Raw genomic sequence first — 16,813 nt, forward strand, 5'->3', positions numbered from 1 at the left:
GGGCGCCGGGGTGTGATATGATAGGATAGAATATATTACATTACATATATTACAACACATCGAAGAACAGACGGCGATTCACATGACTAACGAGACCGCACGAATACGTAGGGGCGGCGACTTATGCGCCCCGAGCGGAGTATCACGATGAAGCGGATACCGACAAACTCCTTTTACCAATCCCCACGGGGGCTTATCACGGCGCTGAGGGGATCCGGTCCCGATGACATGGCGCGCTTCGAGGACGCGTTCGCCGCGGCCACGGGCAGCACAAGGGCCTTTTTGGTCGGCTCCGGCACCACGGCGCTCTTCGTGATCCTGAAGGCGCTCTCCCGATTGATTCCGGAGAGATCCACGGTCATCCTGCCGGCATATACCGTGCCCACCCTGACCCTGGCAATACAGCGGGCGGGGCTCACCACAAACTTGTGTGATGTGGACCCCGCCACCTTCAACTTGGACCCGGATCGTCTTGGGGACGTCGCCGGTTCCGATACCCTGGCGGTCATGCCGGTGCACATGTTCGGCTTCCCGATGGATCTACAGCCCATTAAGAAGCTGGCAAAAGAGCTCGGCTTTTTCGTCATCGAGGACGCGGCGCAGGCGCCGGGGGCGTCTATCGGCGGGCGGCCCGTGGGCGGGCTCAGTGAAGCCGGACTCTTTTCCCTGTGCAAGGGGAAGATCATCTCGACCTTTCGGGGAGGGGTGGCGACGGTGTCCGACTCCGCAATCGCCGACGTCGTGGCCGCCGAGGTCGCCGCTGTCCGGCGTCAGACCCTCGCCCAAAACGCGAGGATCTGGGGCACCCTGGCGCTGATGTCGGGGGCCGTCAGGCCGGAGATATACGGCCCGCTGTACCGCCTGATCGCCCCGTTCAAGTCCACCACCCTGCATGACCATTTCGAGCCGACCGGGGGATCGCCCCTGATCGCCCGACTGGGGATGGAGCAGCTCGCGTCTCTGGAGGACCAGGTGGCGGCCCGGAGAAAAAACGGGGATACCCTCCACCGGGAGCTCTCCGGACTTCCGGGGGTGACGCTCCCCCGGATCCAAAAGACCGCCCTTCCCTCGTACAATCATCTCCCCATCGTGGTGGATGAACCGGGGCTGTTGGTTCGGATTCGGAGAACGCTGTTCGACCGGGGCGTCGACACGGCCCGGATGTACCTCAAGCCGATTCATCGGATATACGACCTGGGCTATCCCGAAAAGAGCGACCCCTTTCCTTTCGCAAGCCGTGTCGCCCGCGGCCTGATGGTGCTGCCGACCCACCCGGGGGTCAGGGAGGAAGACCTCGAGACCATGATACAGACCATCCGAAGCATAGCGGGGTGACCGAATGGAACGAAGAAAAAAACGGATACGGCGCACACATAAAAAAACAAACAAGAGACTATACCTCCTGATCGCGCTCGTCATCATCCTCGCCGGCCTCGCCGCTTCCTACATCGCCGATTACCTCCGCACCGCTTCCCGCTGGAACAAGGATTACTACTACCCCCACGACAGGGAGCGGGAGGAATATCTGTTGAACCAGGAGGACGAAACCCGATGATTCCCATGCGAAACCTGAGACGCAACATCAAAAAGGCGCGGGAATTCCCCGCCTACGCCGTCCGGTCCGCCCTGATGCGGGCCCGGGGATCTCTCTCCTACCGCCTGGGGAGGGGATGGAGCGCCCCCCCGGAGACGGTCTCCCTGCTCCTCACCTATGCGTGCAACCTCAGGTGCGCTATGTGCGGCCAGTGGGGGGAGGGAGGATCGTCCGTCTATTACACCCAGGAGATGCTCTCCCGGAGGCTCACGCTTTCCGACATCGAGGCGGTCGCCACGGACCTTTCACACGGAAAGACGCTCCGCCCCGTCGTGACCCTCTTCGGGGGCGAGCCGCTTCTGTATCCCGACATCATCGGCGCCGTCTCCCTGATCAAGCGGGCGGGGCTGAGGGTCAACATCATCACCAACGGGACGCTGCTCTCCCGACACGCGAAGGAGATCGTTTCGGCGGATCTCGACGAGATCATCTTCTCCCTGGACGGGCCCCCTCCCATCCATGACCGGGTGCGGGGGAGGGTCGGCGTATTCGAAGAGGCGCGCAAGGGCTTTCTGCTCCTTGCCGAAGAAAAGAAAAGGGCCGGCAAAAAACATCCCGTCGTCAATGTCAACAGCACCATCTTCGATTTCAACTATCAACACCTGAAAGAGACCTACGAGACGGCCCGGGCCCTCGGCGCCCGGGAGGTCACGTTTCATCACCTCATCTTCATCAGCAAGGAGATGTACGACCGGCACAACCGGATGATGACCGACCACTTCGACACGGAAAGCACCGACTGGGCCGGATTCATCAACGACGGTCTGCCCGACATCGATCCCGCACTTCTCACCGAGAAGATACAGGAGGTAACCGCCCTCGGCGCGTCGGTCTATCCGAACCTGACCCGGGAGGAGATCATCCGCTACTACACCGCATTCCCCTTCGATCCCCGGAGCTACTCGGGACGATGCAAGAGCCCCTGGATGACCGCGTATATCTTTCCGGATAAAAGCGTCAGGCCCTGTCTCTCCATGAACGCATCGATGGGATCGCTGGATACCGATTCCTTTTATACCATATGGAACAACGACCGATACCAACGGTATCGACAGGCGATCAAACGTCACGGGCGGTTTCCGGCCTGTGATCGCTGTACAGAACTCTTTCGATTCTGATGGACACCGTCATGACGACACCCGAGGGGAGACAGACACAGCTGAAGGTTCTTCATATCATCACCCGCATGGAGGAGGGGGGAGCCCCCCGGGTGCTGCTCGCCCTCCTTGACGGACTGGACCCCGAGACCTTCATCCAGGAAGTCGCCACGGGAAAGGCACCACAGGCGTGGGACATCACGGGTGAGCTGAAAAAGCGCGGCGTCCCGTACCATACGGTTTCGTCTATGGTACGCCGTCCGGCCCCCATTCAAGACACCGCCGCACTCTTGTCTCTGTGGTCGCTGATGCGCCGGGGTGCGTATGACATCATCCACACCCATACATCGAAGGGAGGGTTTCTGGGGAGGCTCGCGGCAAAGGCCGCGGGGCACGCGCGTACGATATACGCGCCCCACGGCACGGTATTTACGGGTTACTTCCCGGCCTGGCAGACCCGGATGTTCATCCTGGCGGAAAAATTGGCCGCCGGCTGGTGTGAGCGTATTATCACTCTCTCTCATGCCGAGGTCCGGGAATTCCTGGAGCGGGGCATCGGGGAGGAAGCCCGGTTTCGGGTCGTCCCCAACGGCATCGATATCGAAAAGCTCATCGCGCAACGGGACCGTGAAGGCGTCCGGGCGGCCCTGGGATGGTCCGAGAGGGACCTGGTGATTGTGAGCGTCGGGCGCCTGGAGCCGGTCAAGGGGCATCTCACGCTCCTCACCGCGGCGCCTCGGATCATAGAGAGCGTCTCCGGGTCCCCGGCGGACGCCGTCGTGCGCTTTTTGATCGTGGGCGACGGGACGATGAAGGAGCGTCTCGCCCTGGAGGCGGAGCGATTGGGGATTTCGGATCGCGTCCATTTCACGGGCCACAGATACGACGCGGGCGCACTGCTCTCTGCGGGGGATCTCTTCGCGATGCCGTCTCTGAACGAGGGGATGGGCCTTGCCGTCGTGGAGGCGATGGCATGCGGGCTTCCGGTGGCGGCGAGCCGCGTGGGCGGCATCCCGGAGGTGGTGGAGGACGGGGTCACGGGCGTCCTGGTTCCCCCCAACGACGCCGACGCCCTGGCGGCGGCGTGCTCCGGCCTTTTGCTCGACCCCGCCGCCCGAGAGCGTATGGGAGCAGAGGGGGAACGACGGGCCCGTGCCCGCTATGATATATACACAATGATACAAAACACCGCCGCCGTGTATCGGGAGCTGATGGAGGGGGCTTCATGATCGTCGCGATTCATCAGCCCCAGTACCTGCCCTGGCTCGGATACTTTCACAAGATGCACCAGGCGGACGCTTTCGTCTTCTTGGACACGGTACAGTTCAAGAAAAACGAATACCAGAACCGGAACCGGATAAAGGGACCGCAGGGCCCCCAGTGGCTGACGGTGCCGGTGCTTCAGAGGCTCGGCCAGGACATCAGGGACGTGCGTATCAACACAACGGTCAACTGGCAGAAAAAACATATCGCGGCGCTCGGCTCCTGTTACGGCAGGGCGCCCCATTACGGCGCCTACCGGGACGCCCTCCAAGACCTTCTCGATAGACCATGGGAGCTGCTCTCTCCCTTGAACATCGAGGTGACGAAGCTCATTGCGTCCTCCCTCGGCATCGACACGCAGCTCTACCTGGCGTCGGAGATGGACGGCGTCAGCGACGATCGGGACCGTCGCCTCATCGAGATCACACAGAGGCTGGGCGGCGACATGTATCTCGCCGGTGTCGGGGGGAGGGATTACATGAACCTGGCGACCTGGGAAAAGGCGGGGATAGACGTGCTCTTCCAACAATTCGAGCATCCCGTATATCCCCAAATCTTTGACGGATTTACGTCTCATCTCTCCGCCGTTGATCTCTTGTTCAACACGGGCGGGGAGGCGATGGGATATCTTGACGGCTCTCTGTGAGGGAATCGAGAGATGGACATAGACATTCTGGCGGTCGGGGCGCACCCCGATGACATCGAATTCGGCTGCGGGGCCACGCTGGCCAAATACGCCCGGAAGGGATGCGGTATCTATCTGATGGTCATGACACAGGGTGAAAAGGGCGGAGACCCAAAAGAGCGGCACAACGAACAGAAAGACGCCCAGCGGCTCTTATGGGCGAAGGAAATTTTCTGGGGCGGATTCAAGGATACCGTTCTCCCCTCCCAGAACGAGCTGATTCAATCTGTGGAGGAGGTCATCACAAGGGTCTCGCCCCGGATGATGTTCGTAAACTATTTTGAAGACACTCATCAGGACCACCGAGAGCTTTCCAAGGCGGTCAATTCCGCCGCGCGGCACATCAGTAATCTCCTCTACTACGAGGGTCCCACTACCCAGAATTTCACACCGACGGTATTTGTGGACATCGAAAAGTTTCTGGATACGAAGCTGCAGGCGCTGATGGCACATCGGACCCAGATCATGAAGACCAATATCGAGGGGCTGTCCATCCTTGAGATCGCCCGCTCGCTGGCGAATTACCGCGGTATACAGTCGCGGCTGAAACACGCCGAGGCGTTTATGCCCCAGCGGCTCATCATCAACCTCTAATTCCATCGGGGATGAAAATCATGCAGGATGTGATACCCCATTCACGGCCCACGATAGACACATCGGACATCGATGCTGTGGCCGGTGCCGTCGGGTCGGAAATGCTGGTGGACGGCCCGTATGCAAAAGAATTCTCGGCGGTGCTCGCCAAAAGACTGGGGACCCCGGACGCCGTGCCCGTCTCTTCGGGAACCGCGGCGCTTCACCTCGCCCTGTGCGCCGCGGGAATCTCCCCCGATGATGAGGTGATCCTGCCCGCCTACGTCTGCGTCTCGCCGCTCTTGGCGGTGAGATACACCGGCGCAAGACCTATCCTGTGCGACGTGGACCCCGCATCCTGTCTGATGACGGCGGACCATATCCGCTCCGTCATCACGAAGCGAACAAAAGCCGTCATCGCGGTACACCTGTTCGGCCGCACCGCCCCCATGGACGACATCATGGCCTTGGCGAAAGAGCACAATCTTTTCGTCGTGGAGGACTGCGCCCAGGCCGTCGGCGCCGAGTATCGAGGAAACCCCGCCGGATCTTTCGGTGACGCGGCCGTCTTCTCATTCTACGCCACGAAGGTGATCACGTCCGGCCAGGGCGGCATGCTGACGTCCCCGAAGCCGGAGATCACGGAAACCGCCCGGGACCTGATCCGCTATGATCAACGTGACGACGTGGTGCTCAGGTACAACTACCGGATGAGCGATATCCAGGCCGCCCTGGGTCTCTCCCAGCTTTCCCGGCTCGATCGCTTTCTCGACCGACGTCAAGAGATCGCGGAAATCTACCGGGAGGCGTGCGAGACATCTGGCATTGAGCCGCCCCCCGAGAGACCGGAACGGGAGGACATCCACTACAGGTTCGTCATCCGGACGGGAGGGGTCACACCGAGCGTCGTCATCAATCGTTTCAACGATCTCGGCATACACGCCGAACGCCCCGTATACGCGCCTCTCTTTCACTACACCAAAAGCACACCGCTCCCCGGCGCATTCTACGCGTTTGAACGGTATATTTCCATACCCATATACCCGTCACTTTCGGATGATTCCATTGCGAGAATCACCGGAGCCTTGAATCAGTGCATTGTGGAGGAATCATGAAGCAGCGTTTCATCGGCCCGTTCTGGTACCCCGTGCTCGCTATGATGCTTTTTCTGGCACTGCCCCCCCTGTTCGGCTCGTTTCTCGATGATGAAAAAAGGTGGCTGTGGCTCGTTCTCTTCTCCTTTTCCTGCTCGTTTATACTCATGCCGCCGGTCATGTGGATCGGCCACCGATGGGGAGTTCTGGACTACCCCGGGGGACGGCGGGACCACGAGGATCCAACGCCCCGGCTCGGAGGCGCGGCGGTGGCCGTCTCCTTCTATACGGCCCTTCTGCTCAACGGGATCCTCACGCCGGCTCTGGTCTCGATCATCATCGCCTCGTTTATTATCATCGTCGTGGGTGTTCTCGAAGACGTGTTCGGCGTGAAGGAGTGGATCCGGCTGCTTTCCCAGACGGCGGCATTCGTGGTGGTCGCCCTGGGAGGGGTGGTGCTCCAGCTCTTCCACCCGACGATTATCGGCAATATTTTGAATTACTTCATAACATTTCTCTGGATCGTGGGCATCACCAACGCCATGAATTTTATCGACGGCATGAACGGTCTCGCCTCCGGGATCTCCATTATCATCGGCGTGTTTCTGGCCGTCATCGCGGGGCAAACCGGCCAGGTGGAGCTGGGGCTCCTCTCGATCGCCCTCTTAGGGGCGACCGTTGGCTTCGTCCCCTACAATTTTATTCCGGGCAAAAAGGCCCGAAGCTTTCTGGGAGACGGCGGCAGCTCGTTTCTCGGTTTCGTGCTGGCATCCCTCGCCGTTCTGGGCGAATGGGCCGACAACGATCCACTTGTGTCGTTCTCAACCCCCCTGATAATCTTCGGGGTCCTCATCTATGACATGACCTATACGACGATCGCACGCATCATCAGCGGAAAGGTGAAATCCTTCCGGGAGATGGTCGCATTTGTCGGTCACGATCACATCCACCACCGAATGAACGACATCATCGGAAACAAGACCCTCGCGGTCTTTTTCATCCTGCTGCTCAATATCATTCTCGGCCTGGGAACCCTCGCCCTGAGAGGCGCATATTTCCATATCGCCCTCATAATGGTCATTCAGGCTCTCTTTATTTTTTTGTTGATTACAGTATTGGAAATTGGGGCGAAAATCAGGTACAATACCGTTCACGAGCCGGGAGACCACCACGAAAAAGGAGATGCCGGCGACGGTGAACATGACGAGCCCGAGCACACAGATGGTCCGTGATACTATAAACCGCTATTTCACCCTGGAGCGCTCCGGTATCGGGCCGCTGAAGTTTCTCCTGGAAGCCTACGAGGGCATAGCCGTGATGCGGACACTGCCCGATACCGCATCGACCATAGAGATCATGATCGCCCCCGGCTTCGAGGAGGTCGTCGACGGCATCCTTGCTGAAATTTCCTCGCAATACGATATCTCCGAGATAACCCCTCCCGAATAAAAAAATATACCCTCCGGGGAGAAGACCATGAAACCTTTTCACCTGACCGATTCGGACAAAAAAACGCTGCTTTCCATCGCCCGGTCCTCGATGGAGGAGGCCATTGGATCGACCGGAACGGGCGCCGTCGAACATGACGAGCCCACAAGCGAGACGCTCAAGGTCCGTGCCGGGGCCTTCGTTTCCCTGCACAAGAAGGGAAGGCTCAGGGGATGTATCGGGCGTTTCGAGGCCGAGGGAGCGATTTCCGGCACGGTGGCGGACATGGCCGTCGCCGCGTCACAAAACGACCCCCGGTTTCCCTCGGTCACCCCGGACGAGACCGACGACATCGATATAGAGATATCGGTGCTCAGCCCCCTGCGACGCATTTCCGACGTGTCCGAAATCGAGGTGGGGACTCACGGACTGTATATCATCAGGGATATCAGGCGGGGAACGCTGCTTCCCCAGGTGGCGGCGGAACGGGGATGGGACCGAGAAACGTTTCTCGGGGAGACCTGCATCAAGGCGGGTTTGAAGCGAGACGCCTGGCGGGATGAGGATACCCAGATATACGTCTACGAGGCGATCGTCTTCGGAGAGAAGCCGAAGGAGTAGTTCCGCGACGGAACATCGAAACCCTGTATTCAATAAAGAAACGGGCGACCTTTTCTGAATGACCGCCCGTTTTTCGTCTTTTTTTTGCTATCGATCATGACAGCGCGGCAACCGCCTCCCCGATCCTCCGCACCCCCTCGGTTATCTCCTCCAGCGACGCCGCGTACGACAGTCTCACGCAGCGATCATCCCCGAAAGCGGATCCGGGCACCAGGGCGACCTTCACCTTTGTCAGCAGGTACGAGGCGAAGTCCACCGATCCCTCGATAACCCCGTCCCCCGTGGAGGCGCCAAAGACCCCTGAGACATCGGGGAAGACATAAAACGCCCCCTGGGGCTTCAGGCAGGACACACCCGGAATTTCGTTCAGGCTGTCGACCATAATGGAGCGGCGCCTTTCAAACTCCCGTCGCATCTTCTCCACATCATCCTGGGGGCCGGTCAGCGCGTCGATCGCCGCCCACTGGGATATGCTGGTGGGATTGGACGTGCTCTGGCTCTGGACCTTTCCCATGGCCTTGATGAGGTCCGCGGGGCCGGCGGCATAGCCGATGCGCCAGCCGGTCATGGCGTAGGTCTTGGAGACCCCGTTGAGATATATCGTCATATCCGCCACGTCTTTGCCCAGCGACGCCACCGAGACATGGGTGAACCCGTCGTAGACGAGCTTGTCGTATATCTCGTCGGAAATGATGTAGATATCGTTCTCGAGACAGAACCGGGCGACCCCTTCCAACTCCTTCCCGGTATAGGCGGCGCCGGTGGGATTGGAGGGTGAATTGAGCACCAGGGCCTTGGTTCGTTTCGTTACGGCCCCGGAAAGCGTATCCACCGTTACCTTGAAGCCCTCTTCCTTGGATGCGGGAATGATGACGGGCGCGGCCCCCGCCAGGGACACCATGGGCGGATACGACACCCAGTAGGGCGCCGGCACCAACACCTCGTCCCCGGGTTCGAAAAAGGCGAGCGCCAGGTTGAAAAAGGAGTGCTTGCCGCCGCAGTTTATAATGACGCTCTCGGGCGGATAATCGGCCCCGGTCTCCCTTTGTATCGTCTCGGAGACGACCTTCTTCAGCTCAATAATCCCCGATGCATCGGTGTAACCGGTTTTGCCGTCCAAAATCGCCTGGATGCCCGCCTCCTTGATATGTTCGGGCGTCTGGAAATCCGGCTCGCCGACGCCGAATCCTATCACGTCCTCACCTCTCGCCCTCATCTCCTTCGCCTGGGCGGAAATCGCCAGGGTCGGCGACGGCGCCAGCCCCAATACCCTGTCAGACAGTTTTCTCTTCATCTATTCCTCTCCCGCTCCCTATATGCATCGGGAAATTTTTCCCTGAGTTTCTTTTCCACAAACGGGGTCACCAATCCCTCCACGGAGCCGCCGGCCATGGCGGTGGCCTTGATGATGTTGGAGCTGACGTAGAGATATCGGTATCCGGTCATAAGAAAAAAAGTTTCAATATCCCGATTGAGTTTTCGATTCATCAGCGCCAGCTGAAGCTCGAACTCGAAATCACTCACCGCGCGAAGTCCCCTGATAATTACCTTGGACTTGACCTTGTCCATATAATCCACCAGTAAACCGTCGAACGCGTCGACGATGACATGATCGTTGTATTCCTTCAGAGAATCCTTGATGATTTCAACGCGCTCCTCCACCGAAAAGAGCGTCTGTTTGTAGGGATTGATACCGATGGCGATGATCACCCGATTGAACACCTTCAGCGCCCGCTCAGCAAGATCGATATGCCCCATGGTTATCGGGTCAAATGATCCGGGGAGTACTGCAAGACTGGACATGATTATACCTCACTTTCGCGCGATAGAATGACAGTGCTGTATCTCCATATTTTTTTTCACGTTCCTTATAAAGCGATCCGATCTCTTCATGGGGCGTCGTATCGACGGCGTGCTCCCAGATGAGGAGTCCGGTCGGTGCCAGAATCCCCCCAAGGGAGAGAGACTCGATAATGCGCCTCGTCTTGACAAAATACGAATAGGGTGGATCGAAAAAGATGATATCAAATCGTTCACCCTGCTTTTCCAACAGCTTCATCGCCCGCTTCGCCTCCAGGGCAAGGATCTTTCCCCTGTCTTCAAGGCCGAATTGCGAAAGATTCCGGGACAGCACGTCGATCACGCTCCTATCCCGCTCGACGAATATGCATGACGCGGCCCCCCGGCTGAGGGCCTCGATGCCGACGCTCCCGGATCCGGAAAAGACATCCAGCACACAGGCGTCACATACATCATCGGCGATGATGGAAAACAGCGCCTCTTTCACCTTAGCGCCGGTGGGCCGGACCCGCTTCCCGGTGGGGACCAGAACCTTTCTGCCCTTGAGAGTACCCGCTATAATCTTCATGGAATCTCATCGTCAGCCAGGCAGCCGCACCGGAATCCCCTTATCCCGGAGGTATTCCTTCGCCTCCCGGATGGTGTGTTCCCGGAAGTGAAATATAGACGCGGCAAGAGCCGCGTCGGCGCCGGTAACGCTGAATCCTTCATATATATGATCGAGGTTCCCCACCCCACCCGAGGCGATCACCGGGATCGACACCAGGTCAACAACCCGCTTCGTCAGCGCCAGGTCGTATCCCTCCCGGGTGCCGTCGAAATCCATGGCGGTCAGGAGAATCTCTCCCGCCCCCATCTCTTCCATCGTCACGACCCATTCCATGGCGTCTATCCCGGTGGACTCCCTTCCGCCGTGGGTGACCACCTCCCAGGTAAGGGCGTCGTCACCCTTCTTCCCTGCGATCCTTCGTGTGCTCTTCTTGATGTGAAGACCCCAGTCTTCCCCCCGGCGGCGCTTCGCGTCCACCGCGACCACAATGCACTGGGAGCCAAAGCGGTTCGCCGCCTCGGCGACGAAGTGCGGATCCCTGACCGCCGCGGTATTGATGGAGACCTTGTCGGCCCCCGCCACGAGGAGATTTCTGATATCCTCCAGGGTGCGAACGCCGCCGCCCACTGTCAGGGGCATAAAAACCTGTTCGGCGGTTCGTCGGACCACATCGATGATAATATCCCGCTTGTCCGACGACGCGGTGATGTCAAGAAATGTCAGCTCGTCGGCTCCCTCCCGGTCATAGAACGACGCGTTTTCCACCGGGTCTCCGGCGTCGACGAGGTCGATGAAATTTACCCCCTTTACAACCCGACCGTCCTTTACGTCGAGGCAGGGGATGATTCTCTTGGTGAGCATATTCGTTCCCGTCCTCTGTTCTATCCGCCCGATGCCCGTTCGGCCTGTTCGAGGGCCGCTTCAAACGTCAGCGTTCCCTCATATAAGGCCCTTCCCACGATCACCCCGGCAACACCGTCGGTGAAAAGCGAGGCGACGCGATCGATGTCGCCCGTGGTATGTATCCCCCCCGAGGCGATGACAGGAAACGGGCTCTTCTGCGCCATCGTGAGGGTGCCGTCCAGGTCCACCCCGCCCCCTACGCCGTCCCGGGAGATATCGGTGTATATGATCGCGGCGATCTTTACATCGGCATAGGATCGGGCAAGATCCACCGCGGTCACCTTCGTGGACTCCGTCCACCCGGCGGTTTTTACCATGCCGTCTTGGGCGTCTATGCCCAGGATGACGCGGTCGGGGTATGTGATCGCCGCCTCGTGTACGAAGTCGGGATCGGTCACTGCGGCGGTACCCACGATCACCCACCGAACTCCTGCGTCGAGATAGTCCCTGACCACGTCCAGATTCCGCACGCCGCCCCCGATCTCCACCGGGATATCGAACTCCCGGGCGATGCGGACGACGATGTCCCGGTTCGGGTTGTCTCCGCTCTTTGCCGCATCCAGATCCACCAGGTGCAGCCGGGAGGCCCCGGCGTCCACCCAGCGCCGGGCGGCGGCGAGGGGATCGGCATTGTACACCGTTTCCCGGTTGTAATCCCCCTGGGCCAGCCGGACGGCCTTGCCCCCTCTGATATCCACCGCCGGTATGATTACGAATCCCACGATGTCACCATCTCTCCAAACGATGTGAGTATCCGAAGACCCATCGCCTGACTCTTTTCCGGGTGAAACTGGGTGGCGATGATGTTGTCCCGGCGGACTGCGCTGACGAAATCAATCCCGTAGTCCGTGATCCCCGCGGCGTCTTGCTCGTCGTCCGGCACCACGTAATACGAATGCACGAAATAAAAATAGCTGTTATCCTCAACCGATGACAAGGGAGGCGCATCCTGCACCCACCGCACCCGGTTCCACCCCATGTGCGGGACCTTCAGCTTCCCCTCCCCCTCGAACACCCCACCTTCAAACCGCACCACCGCACCCGGGATCACTCCCAGCCCCTCGTGCCGGCCGAACTCAAAGCTCTCGGTAAACAAGAGCTGCAGCCCCAGGCAGATGCCGAGAAAGGGACGGCCGCTCCCGATGAAATCGAGCACAGGCGACACCAGTCCCGAGCCGTCGAGATTTTTCATGCAGTCGGCGAAGGCCCCTACCCCCGGCAGCACCATGCCGGAAGCGTCTCCGATCACCGCCGGGTCCGAGGTAACAATCGCGACAAGCCCCACATGCTCCAGGGCCTTGCTGACGCTCCTGAGATTCCCCATGCCGTAGTCAACCACCGCGATCGTGTTATTATTTCCCGTAGAACTCACCGATCACCTCAACAATGTAACGCTGCATGTCGTCAGTCAGCTCGGGGTAGATGGGAAGGGCCAGGGTTTCATTCGCCGCCGCTTCCGAGACCGGCAGGTCCCCCGCCCTGTGGCCGAGGTCCGCGTAGCACTCCTGCAGGTGCAGCGGCACCGGGTAGTATATCTCCGTACCGATGTCGTTATCGCCCAGAAAAGTCCGGAGGTCGTCCCGCCTCTCCACCCGGATGACGAACTGGTTGTAGATGTGCCGTCTGTCGGCCAACTCCAGGGGTGTCGTTATCGGGCCGTCCGGTTTCAGAAGACCCGTATCACGAAACAATTTCCGGTAGAGATCGGCGTTCTTCTTTCTCTCTCCGCTCCACTCGTCCAGATATTTCAGCTTCACCCGCAGCACCGCCGCCTGTATGGCGTCCAGCCGGCTGTTCAGGCCCACGTACGCGTGGTAATACTTCGGCTCGCTCCCGTGGTTTCTGAGCATGATGACCTTTTCCCGAATGGCATCGGAAGATGTGGTGATCATCCCTCCGTCCCCGAATGCGCCGAGGTTTTTCGAGGGAAAGAACGAAAAACACCCCACATCCCCCATCGAGCCGGCCCGCCTCCCCTTGTATTCGGCACCGATGGCCTGGGCGGCGTCCTCCACCACGAGAAGATCGTATTTCTCGGCCAGTGCGCATATCGGGTCCATGTCCGCCATTTGTCCGTAGAGGTGCACCGGCATCACCGCCTTCACCCGAAGGCCGTCGGTGGTCACATACCCACTCCCCTTTTTAGTAAGACCTTCGAGAAACTTCTCGAGAAGAGAGGGGTCCATGTTGTACGAATCGGACTTGATATCCACAAAGAGGGGCACGGCGCCGAGACGGGTGATGGATCCGGCGGTGGAAAAGAAGGTGTACGGCGTGGTCACCACGGCGTCACCGGGGCCTATATCCAGGGCCATCAGGGCGAGGAGTATCGCATCACTCCCCGACGCCACACCAACACCCCAATCGGCGCCGGTGTAATCGGCGATTTCCTTTTCCAGCTGGGCCACCTCCGGGCCCAGAATAAAATACTGGGAATCCAGCACGCGATCGACGGCGCTCCGGATCTCCCCTTCAATCTTGACAAACTGGCTCTTCAAATCAAGCAGGGGGACTTTCATGGACACCTAATCCTCTCTTTCTCTCATCCGGGTAACCCGGTCCTTCTCCCTGAAATAACGCCTGGCGCAGGCGACACAGGCGCCCTGTCCCGTGGTCTCGTTGAAGACGATCGCCTCCCCGCATTCGCACCGCCAGCCCATGAGCTTCGCGCGTGTGCCCATCATTAGGGCATAGGGGGGAACATCTCCGGTGACCACCGCCCCGGCGGCGATAAAACACCCCTCCCCCAAGGTTCCGCCGCAGACCACCGTGGCGTTGGCGCCGATGGTGGCGCCTCGTTTCACGAGTGTGGAGACATAGTGGTCCCTTCGGGGAAAGGCGCTCCTGGGTATTTTGATATTGGTAAACACCGCCGACGGCCCCACGAAGACATAATCCTCGATCGTCACGCCCTCATAGACCGAGACGTTGTTTTGTATCTTCACTCCATTCCCGATGACCACGCCGGGGGCGATATAGACGTTCTGGCCGATATTGCAGTTTTCACCTATTGAGACCCGCTCCCTGATGTGCGTAAAATGCCAGATGCTGGTTCCGTCGCCTATATCGGCGTCGTCATGAACATAAGCGGACTCGTGCACGAAGTACGGTCTTTTTTCGCTCATGAGGCCGGGAACTCCTTGTTTCTCTGGATGCAAACGGCGATCAGTTTTTCCTTCCCCGGAAAATCGCGGGAACACCCAGAGCGATCCAGAACCCGATGATCAAATACCGGATGGCATCGAAGAGGTCCGTCTCCGGAAAGAGCTTCTTGAGCCCTATCCTGAGGGCGAATACCACCGCCAGGCCGACCAGCACTTTCAGTATCTGGTACCACCAGACCGATCGGGGATCAAAATTGACGAGTTTCTCCTCCAGGAGATACCCAATCGTCATACCGACGAACACCCCAACGATCTGTCCGGCGGGGTGTATGAGAAACAGGCCAACCCCCACGACGATCACCAGAACGATCAGGCCCCACATATTCAAAAACGACCGGGAGTGATCCACCTTGGCGTCGTAGAGGAAATAGACCCCCAAAATCACCGCGCCGATGAGCCAGCCCCCCACCACGTCGATGGGCCAGTGCACACCGAGGTAGAGGCGTGAAATACCCACCGCGACCATGAGGAACAGGGCGAGGACCCAGAACCAGGTCTTTTTCAGCTCCCAGGCGACAACACCCCAAAAGGTGGTACTCCCCTGAGCATGGCCGCTGGGAAATGAGTACCCGCCGCCGGACTTGCCGTAGAGCACCCTGACCTGTGATGGGTCCGGCCGCTCGGTGGCGAATATATCCTTGAGAAGACTATTGAGGTACACCGAGGCAAGAAACACAATGGCCAGCCGAATGCCGAATTTTTTGTCGACGCACCAGTAGATGATCGGCAACACGGCGATATAGAAATCCTCGTTCCCTAAAAACGTCACCGCAATAAAAAACCAGTCCAGTACCGGATTGGCGATGGTCTGGATGGCACGGATGATATCCGGACTCGAGAGATATTCCAGCATGGTTCTCCCCCCCAATACAATAAAATGACAATTATATACTAAATTTTTGTTCGTGGTGCAATATAATTCGTGAGGAGCCGCTATCGGATGCCGAAAAGCGATGAAACATACTCGAAGCTTGCGGTAATCCTCAAGCGCCTGACGCCGATCGATTCGGGGATGGGATTGAAGGGTGACGCAAATTTGATGGCCTTGATGGCGGCCTCGTCGAGGATTTCGTAGCCCGAGGAATGTATCAGAATGATGTCGGACACGCTTCCGTCCTCCTCAATCACGAACATAAGGCTCAGCCTCCCCTCCCATTGGTTTTTCTGGGCCTCCAGGGGATAGTTCCAGGCCATCTCGATGTGTCTCTTTATGTGGGAAAAATACGTATAATACTTGAATTCCTGGGTGTTCAGGGAGACGGTCTCCTCCTCCTTGACGTCGGGGGAAGCCGTTCCGTAGGGAACATCCAGACGGGCCACGTCGTTTCCGTCGGGCAGGAGATCCTCCACGGCAAGGCGCTCGTGACTTTCCGGAGAGGGAGGCGACGGCGTTTTCTCGGCCCGCTCCTTTGGAGATTCAGGCGCGGGTTCCGTCCGTCCGGCCAGGATATCGTCGATCAACTCCGATTCCTCGACGGTGATCTCGGGCCGGGGTGTCTCTGTCTCTTCCGTTTCTTTCTCCGACGGCGCGATCTCCGGTGCGGGAGGCTGGGGCGGCGGGCTTGCCGGGGGGGAATAGCCTCCCCCCAGGGGGGACCCCTTTACGATGCTCTCCTCCTCCACCTTTCGGTTCTTGTCCGAAAGCCGGTCGGATTCCACCTCCTCGTCGGTCTCGTTCTCCTGGGGAAAGTCGTTGAATTCCTTGTGATCATCGTCGGGCTCCTCGAACTTCACCACCAGGGGCGCGTCATTTTTCTCAAGGCTTTCGAGAGTGATAAAGGAAAAGAGGATCAGAAGGAGGATGTGAAAGACGATGGAGCCGATGAGAAAATACTCCACACGCCGCCGCTCGGACTGCTCCCGCCGACGATCCTGCACCATCAGCGAAACGGATGTTCTGGTTTCTTTCCCGTTCATCTAAAAAAAGGCACCGTGCGGTTACTCCGCCTCGGAAAAAGTTGTATGGCGATATGCAGACTCCCCCGTATATTGTACGGTCAACGGTCGGAGGTGTCAAACGTAAAAAAGGCCGGAACAGATA

Annotated in this window: 20 protein-coding genes; 10 read left to right on the forward strand and 10 right to left on the reverse strand. The window is 58.9% G+C overall.

Annotated elements, in window-relative coordinates; translation table 11 throughout:
- Nucleotides 1–147 precede the first annotated feature (147 nt).
- The 10 genes from JW885_08570 to amrA are packed head-to-tail and all read left to right on the forward strand — an operon-like array spanning nucleotide 148 to nucleotide 8,355.
- Complete coding sequence (locus JW885_08570; protein MBN1882210.1) at nucleotides 148–1,335, forward strand: DegT/DnrJ/EryC1/StrS family aminotransferase; 1,188 nt, start codon at nucleotides 148–150, stop codon at nucleotides 1,333–1,335.
- Nucleotides 1,336–1,339: 4 nt separating this feature from the next.
- A complete protein-coding gene (locus JW885_08575) occupies nucleotides 1,340–1,555 on the forward strand; it encodes a hypothetical protein (GenBank protein ID MBN1882211.1) in 216 nt (71 codons plus the stop codon).
- A complete protein-coding gene (locus JW885_08580) occupies nucleotides 1,552–2,712 on the forward strand; it encodes a radical SAM protein (GenBank protein MBN1882212.1) in 1,161 nt (386 codons plus the stop codon). Before JW885_08575 ends, JW885_08580 begins: the two co-directional genes overlap by 4 nt.
- A gap of 11 nt (nucleotides 2,713–2,723) precedes the next feature.
- Complete coding sequence (locus JW885_08585; GenBank protein ID MBN1882213.1) at nucleotides 2,724–3,920, forward strand: glycosyltransferase family 4 protein; 1,197 nt, start codon at nucleotides 2,724–2,726, stop codon at nucleotides 3,918–3,920.
- A complete protein-coding gene (locus tag JW885_08590) occupies nucleotides 3,917–4,600 on the forward strand; it encodes a WbqC family protein (GenBank protein MBN1882214.1) in 684 nt (227 codons plus the stop codon). Before JW885_08585 ends, JW885_08590 begins: the two co-directional genes overlap by 4 nt.
- 12 nt (nucleotides 4,601–4,612) lie before the next feature.
- Nucleotides 4,613–5,233 carry a PIG-L family deacetylase gene (locus JW885_08595; GenBank protein MBN1882215.1) on the forward strand — a complete coding sequence of 207 codons (621 nt, stop codon included), beginning with the start codon at nucleotides 4,613–4,615 and terminating at the stop codon, nucleotides 5,231–5,233.
- A 20-nt stretch (nucleotides 5,234–5,253) separates the two neighbouring features.
- Nucleotides 5,254–6,327, forward strand: coding sequence for a DegT/DnrJ/EryC1/StrS family aminotransferase (locus tag JW885_08600; GenBank protein ID MBN1882216.1), 1,074 nt, complete (start codon nucleotides 5,254–5,256; stop codon nucleotides 6,325–6,327).
- The gene (locus tag JW885_08605; protein MBN1882217.1) at nucleotides 6,324–7,538 is read left to right on the forward strand and encodes an undecaprenyl/decaprenyl-phosphate alpha-N-acetylglucosaminyl 1-phosphate transferase; all 1,215 of its coding nucleotides are present in this window, start codon (nucleotides 6,324–6,326) and stop codon (nucleotides 7,536–7,538) included. The genes JW885_08600 and JW885_08605 overlap by 4 nt, the downstream gene beginning before the upstream one ends.
- Nucleotides 7,528–7,755 carry a DUF4911 domain-containing protein gene (locus tag JW885_08610; GenBank protein MBN1882218.1) on the forward strand — a complete coding sequence of 76 codons (228 nt, stop codon included), beginning with the start codon at nucleotides 7,528–7,530 and terminating at the stop codon, nucleotides 7,753–7,755. The genes JW885_08605 and JW885_08610 overlap by 11 nt, the downstream gene beginning before the upstream one ends.
- A gap of 27 nt (nucleotides 7,756–7,782) precedes the next feature.
- On the forward strand, nucleotides 7,783–8,355 hold the full coding sequence (gene amrA / locus JW885_08615) for an AmmeMemoRadiSam system protein A (GenBank protein MBN1882219.1): 573 nt from the start codon (nucleotides 7,783–7,785) through the stop codon (nucleotides 8,353–8,355).
- A 94-nt stretch (nucleotides 8,356–8,449) separates the two neighbouring features.
- Here the strand turns inward: amrA and JW885_08620 are convergent, their stop codons facing one another.
- The 10 genes from JW885_08620 to JW885_08665 all read right to left on the reverse strand — a co-directional run bounded on the left by JW885_08620 (nucleotide 8,450) and on the right by JW885_08665 (nucleotide 16,689).
- A complete protein-coding gene (locus JW885_08620) occupies nucleotides 8,450–9,649 on the reverse strand; it encodes a pyridoxal phosphate-dependent aminotransferase (protein ID MBN1882220.1) in 1,200 nt (399 codons plus the stop codon).
- Entirely contained in the window at nucleotides 9,646–10,158 is a 513-nt protein-coding gene (gene coaD / locus JW885_08625) for a pantetheine-phosphate adenylyltransferase (GenBank protein ID MBN1882221.1), read from the reverse strand. The genes JW885_08620 and coaD overlap by 4 nt, the downstream gene beginning before the upstream one ends.
- Entirely contained in the window at nucleotides 10,124–10,723 is a 600-nt protein-coding gene (gene rsmD, locus JW885_08630) for a 16S rRNA (guanine(966)-N(2))-methyltransferase RsmD (GenBank protein ID MBN1882222.1), read from the reverse strand. Before rsmD ends, coaD begins: the two co-directional genes overlap by 35 nt.
- Before the next feature lie 12 nt (nucleotides 10,724–10,735).
- Nucleotides 10,736–11,566, reverse strand: coding sequence for an imidazole glycerol phosphate synthase subunit HisF (hisF, locus tag JW885_08635; GenBank protein MBN1882223.1), 831 nt, complete (start codon nucleotides 11,564–11,566; stop codon nucleotides 10,736–10,738).
- A 20-nt stretch (nucleotides 11,567–11,586) separates the two neighbouring features.
- On the reverse strand, nucleotides 11,587–12,330 hold the full coding sequence (gene hisA / locus JW885_08640; GenBank protein MBN1882224.1) for a 1-(5-phosphoribosyl)-5-[(5-phosphoribosylamino)methylideneamino]imidazole-4-carboxamide isomerase: 744 nt from the start codon (nucleotides 12,328–12,330) through the stop codon (nucleotides 11,587–11,589).
- Complete coding sequence (hisH, locus tag JW885_08645; GenBank protein ID MBN1882225.1) at nucleotides 12,318–12,932, reverse strand: imidazole glycerol phosphate synthase subunit HisH; 615 nt, start codon at nucleotides 12,930–12,932, stop codon at nucleotides 12,318–12,320. The genes hisA and hisH overlap by 13 nt, the downstream gene beginning before the upstream one ends.
- A gap of 28 nt (nucleotides 12,933–12,960) precedes the next feature.
- A complete protein-coding gene (locus JW885_08650; protein MBN1882226.1) occupies nucleotides 12,961–14,127 on the reverse strand; it encodes a DegT/DnrJ/EryC1/StrS family aminotransferase in 1,167 nt (388 codons plus the stop codon).
- Between the two features lie 6 nt (nucleotides 14,128–14,133).
- Nucleotides 14,134–14,733: an N-acetyltransferase gene (locus JW885_08655; GenBank protein ID MBN1882227.1), complete on the reverse strand. Its 600-nt coding sequence runs from the start codon at nucleotides 14,731–14,733 to the stop codon at nucleotides 14,134–14,136.
- A gap of 40 nt (nucleotides 14,734–14,773) precedes the next feature.
- Nucleotides 14,774–15,625 carry a phosphatase PAP2 family protein gene (locus JW885_08660; protein ID MBN1882228.1) on the reverse strand — a complete coding sequence of 284 codons (852 nt, stop codon included), beginning with the start codon at nucleotides 15,623–15,625 and terminating at the stop codon, nucleotides 14,774–14,776.
- Nucleotides 15,626–15,705: 80 nt separating this feature from the next.
- Nucleotides 15,706–16,689, reverse strand: coding sequence for an energy transducer TonB (locus tag JW885_08665; protein ID MBN1882229.1), 984 nt, complete (start codon nucleotides 16,687–16,689; stop codon nucleotides 15,706–15,708).
- Nucleotides 16,690–16,813: the final 124 nt, after the last annotated feature.

The organism is Candidatus Zymogenaceae bacterium (genome assembly GCA_016931225.1).
In the GTDB taxonomy this organism is placed as follows: Bacteria; Desulfobacterota; Zymogenia; order Zymogenales; family Zymogenaceae; genus JAFGFE01.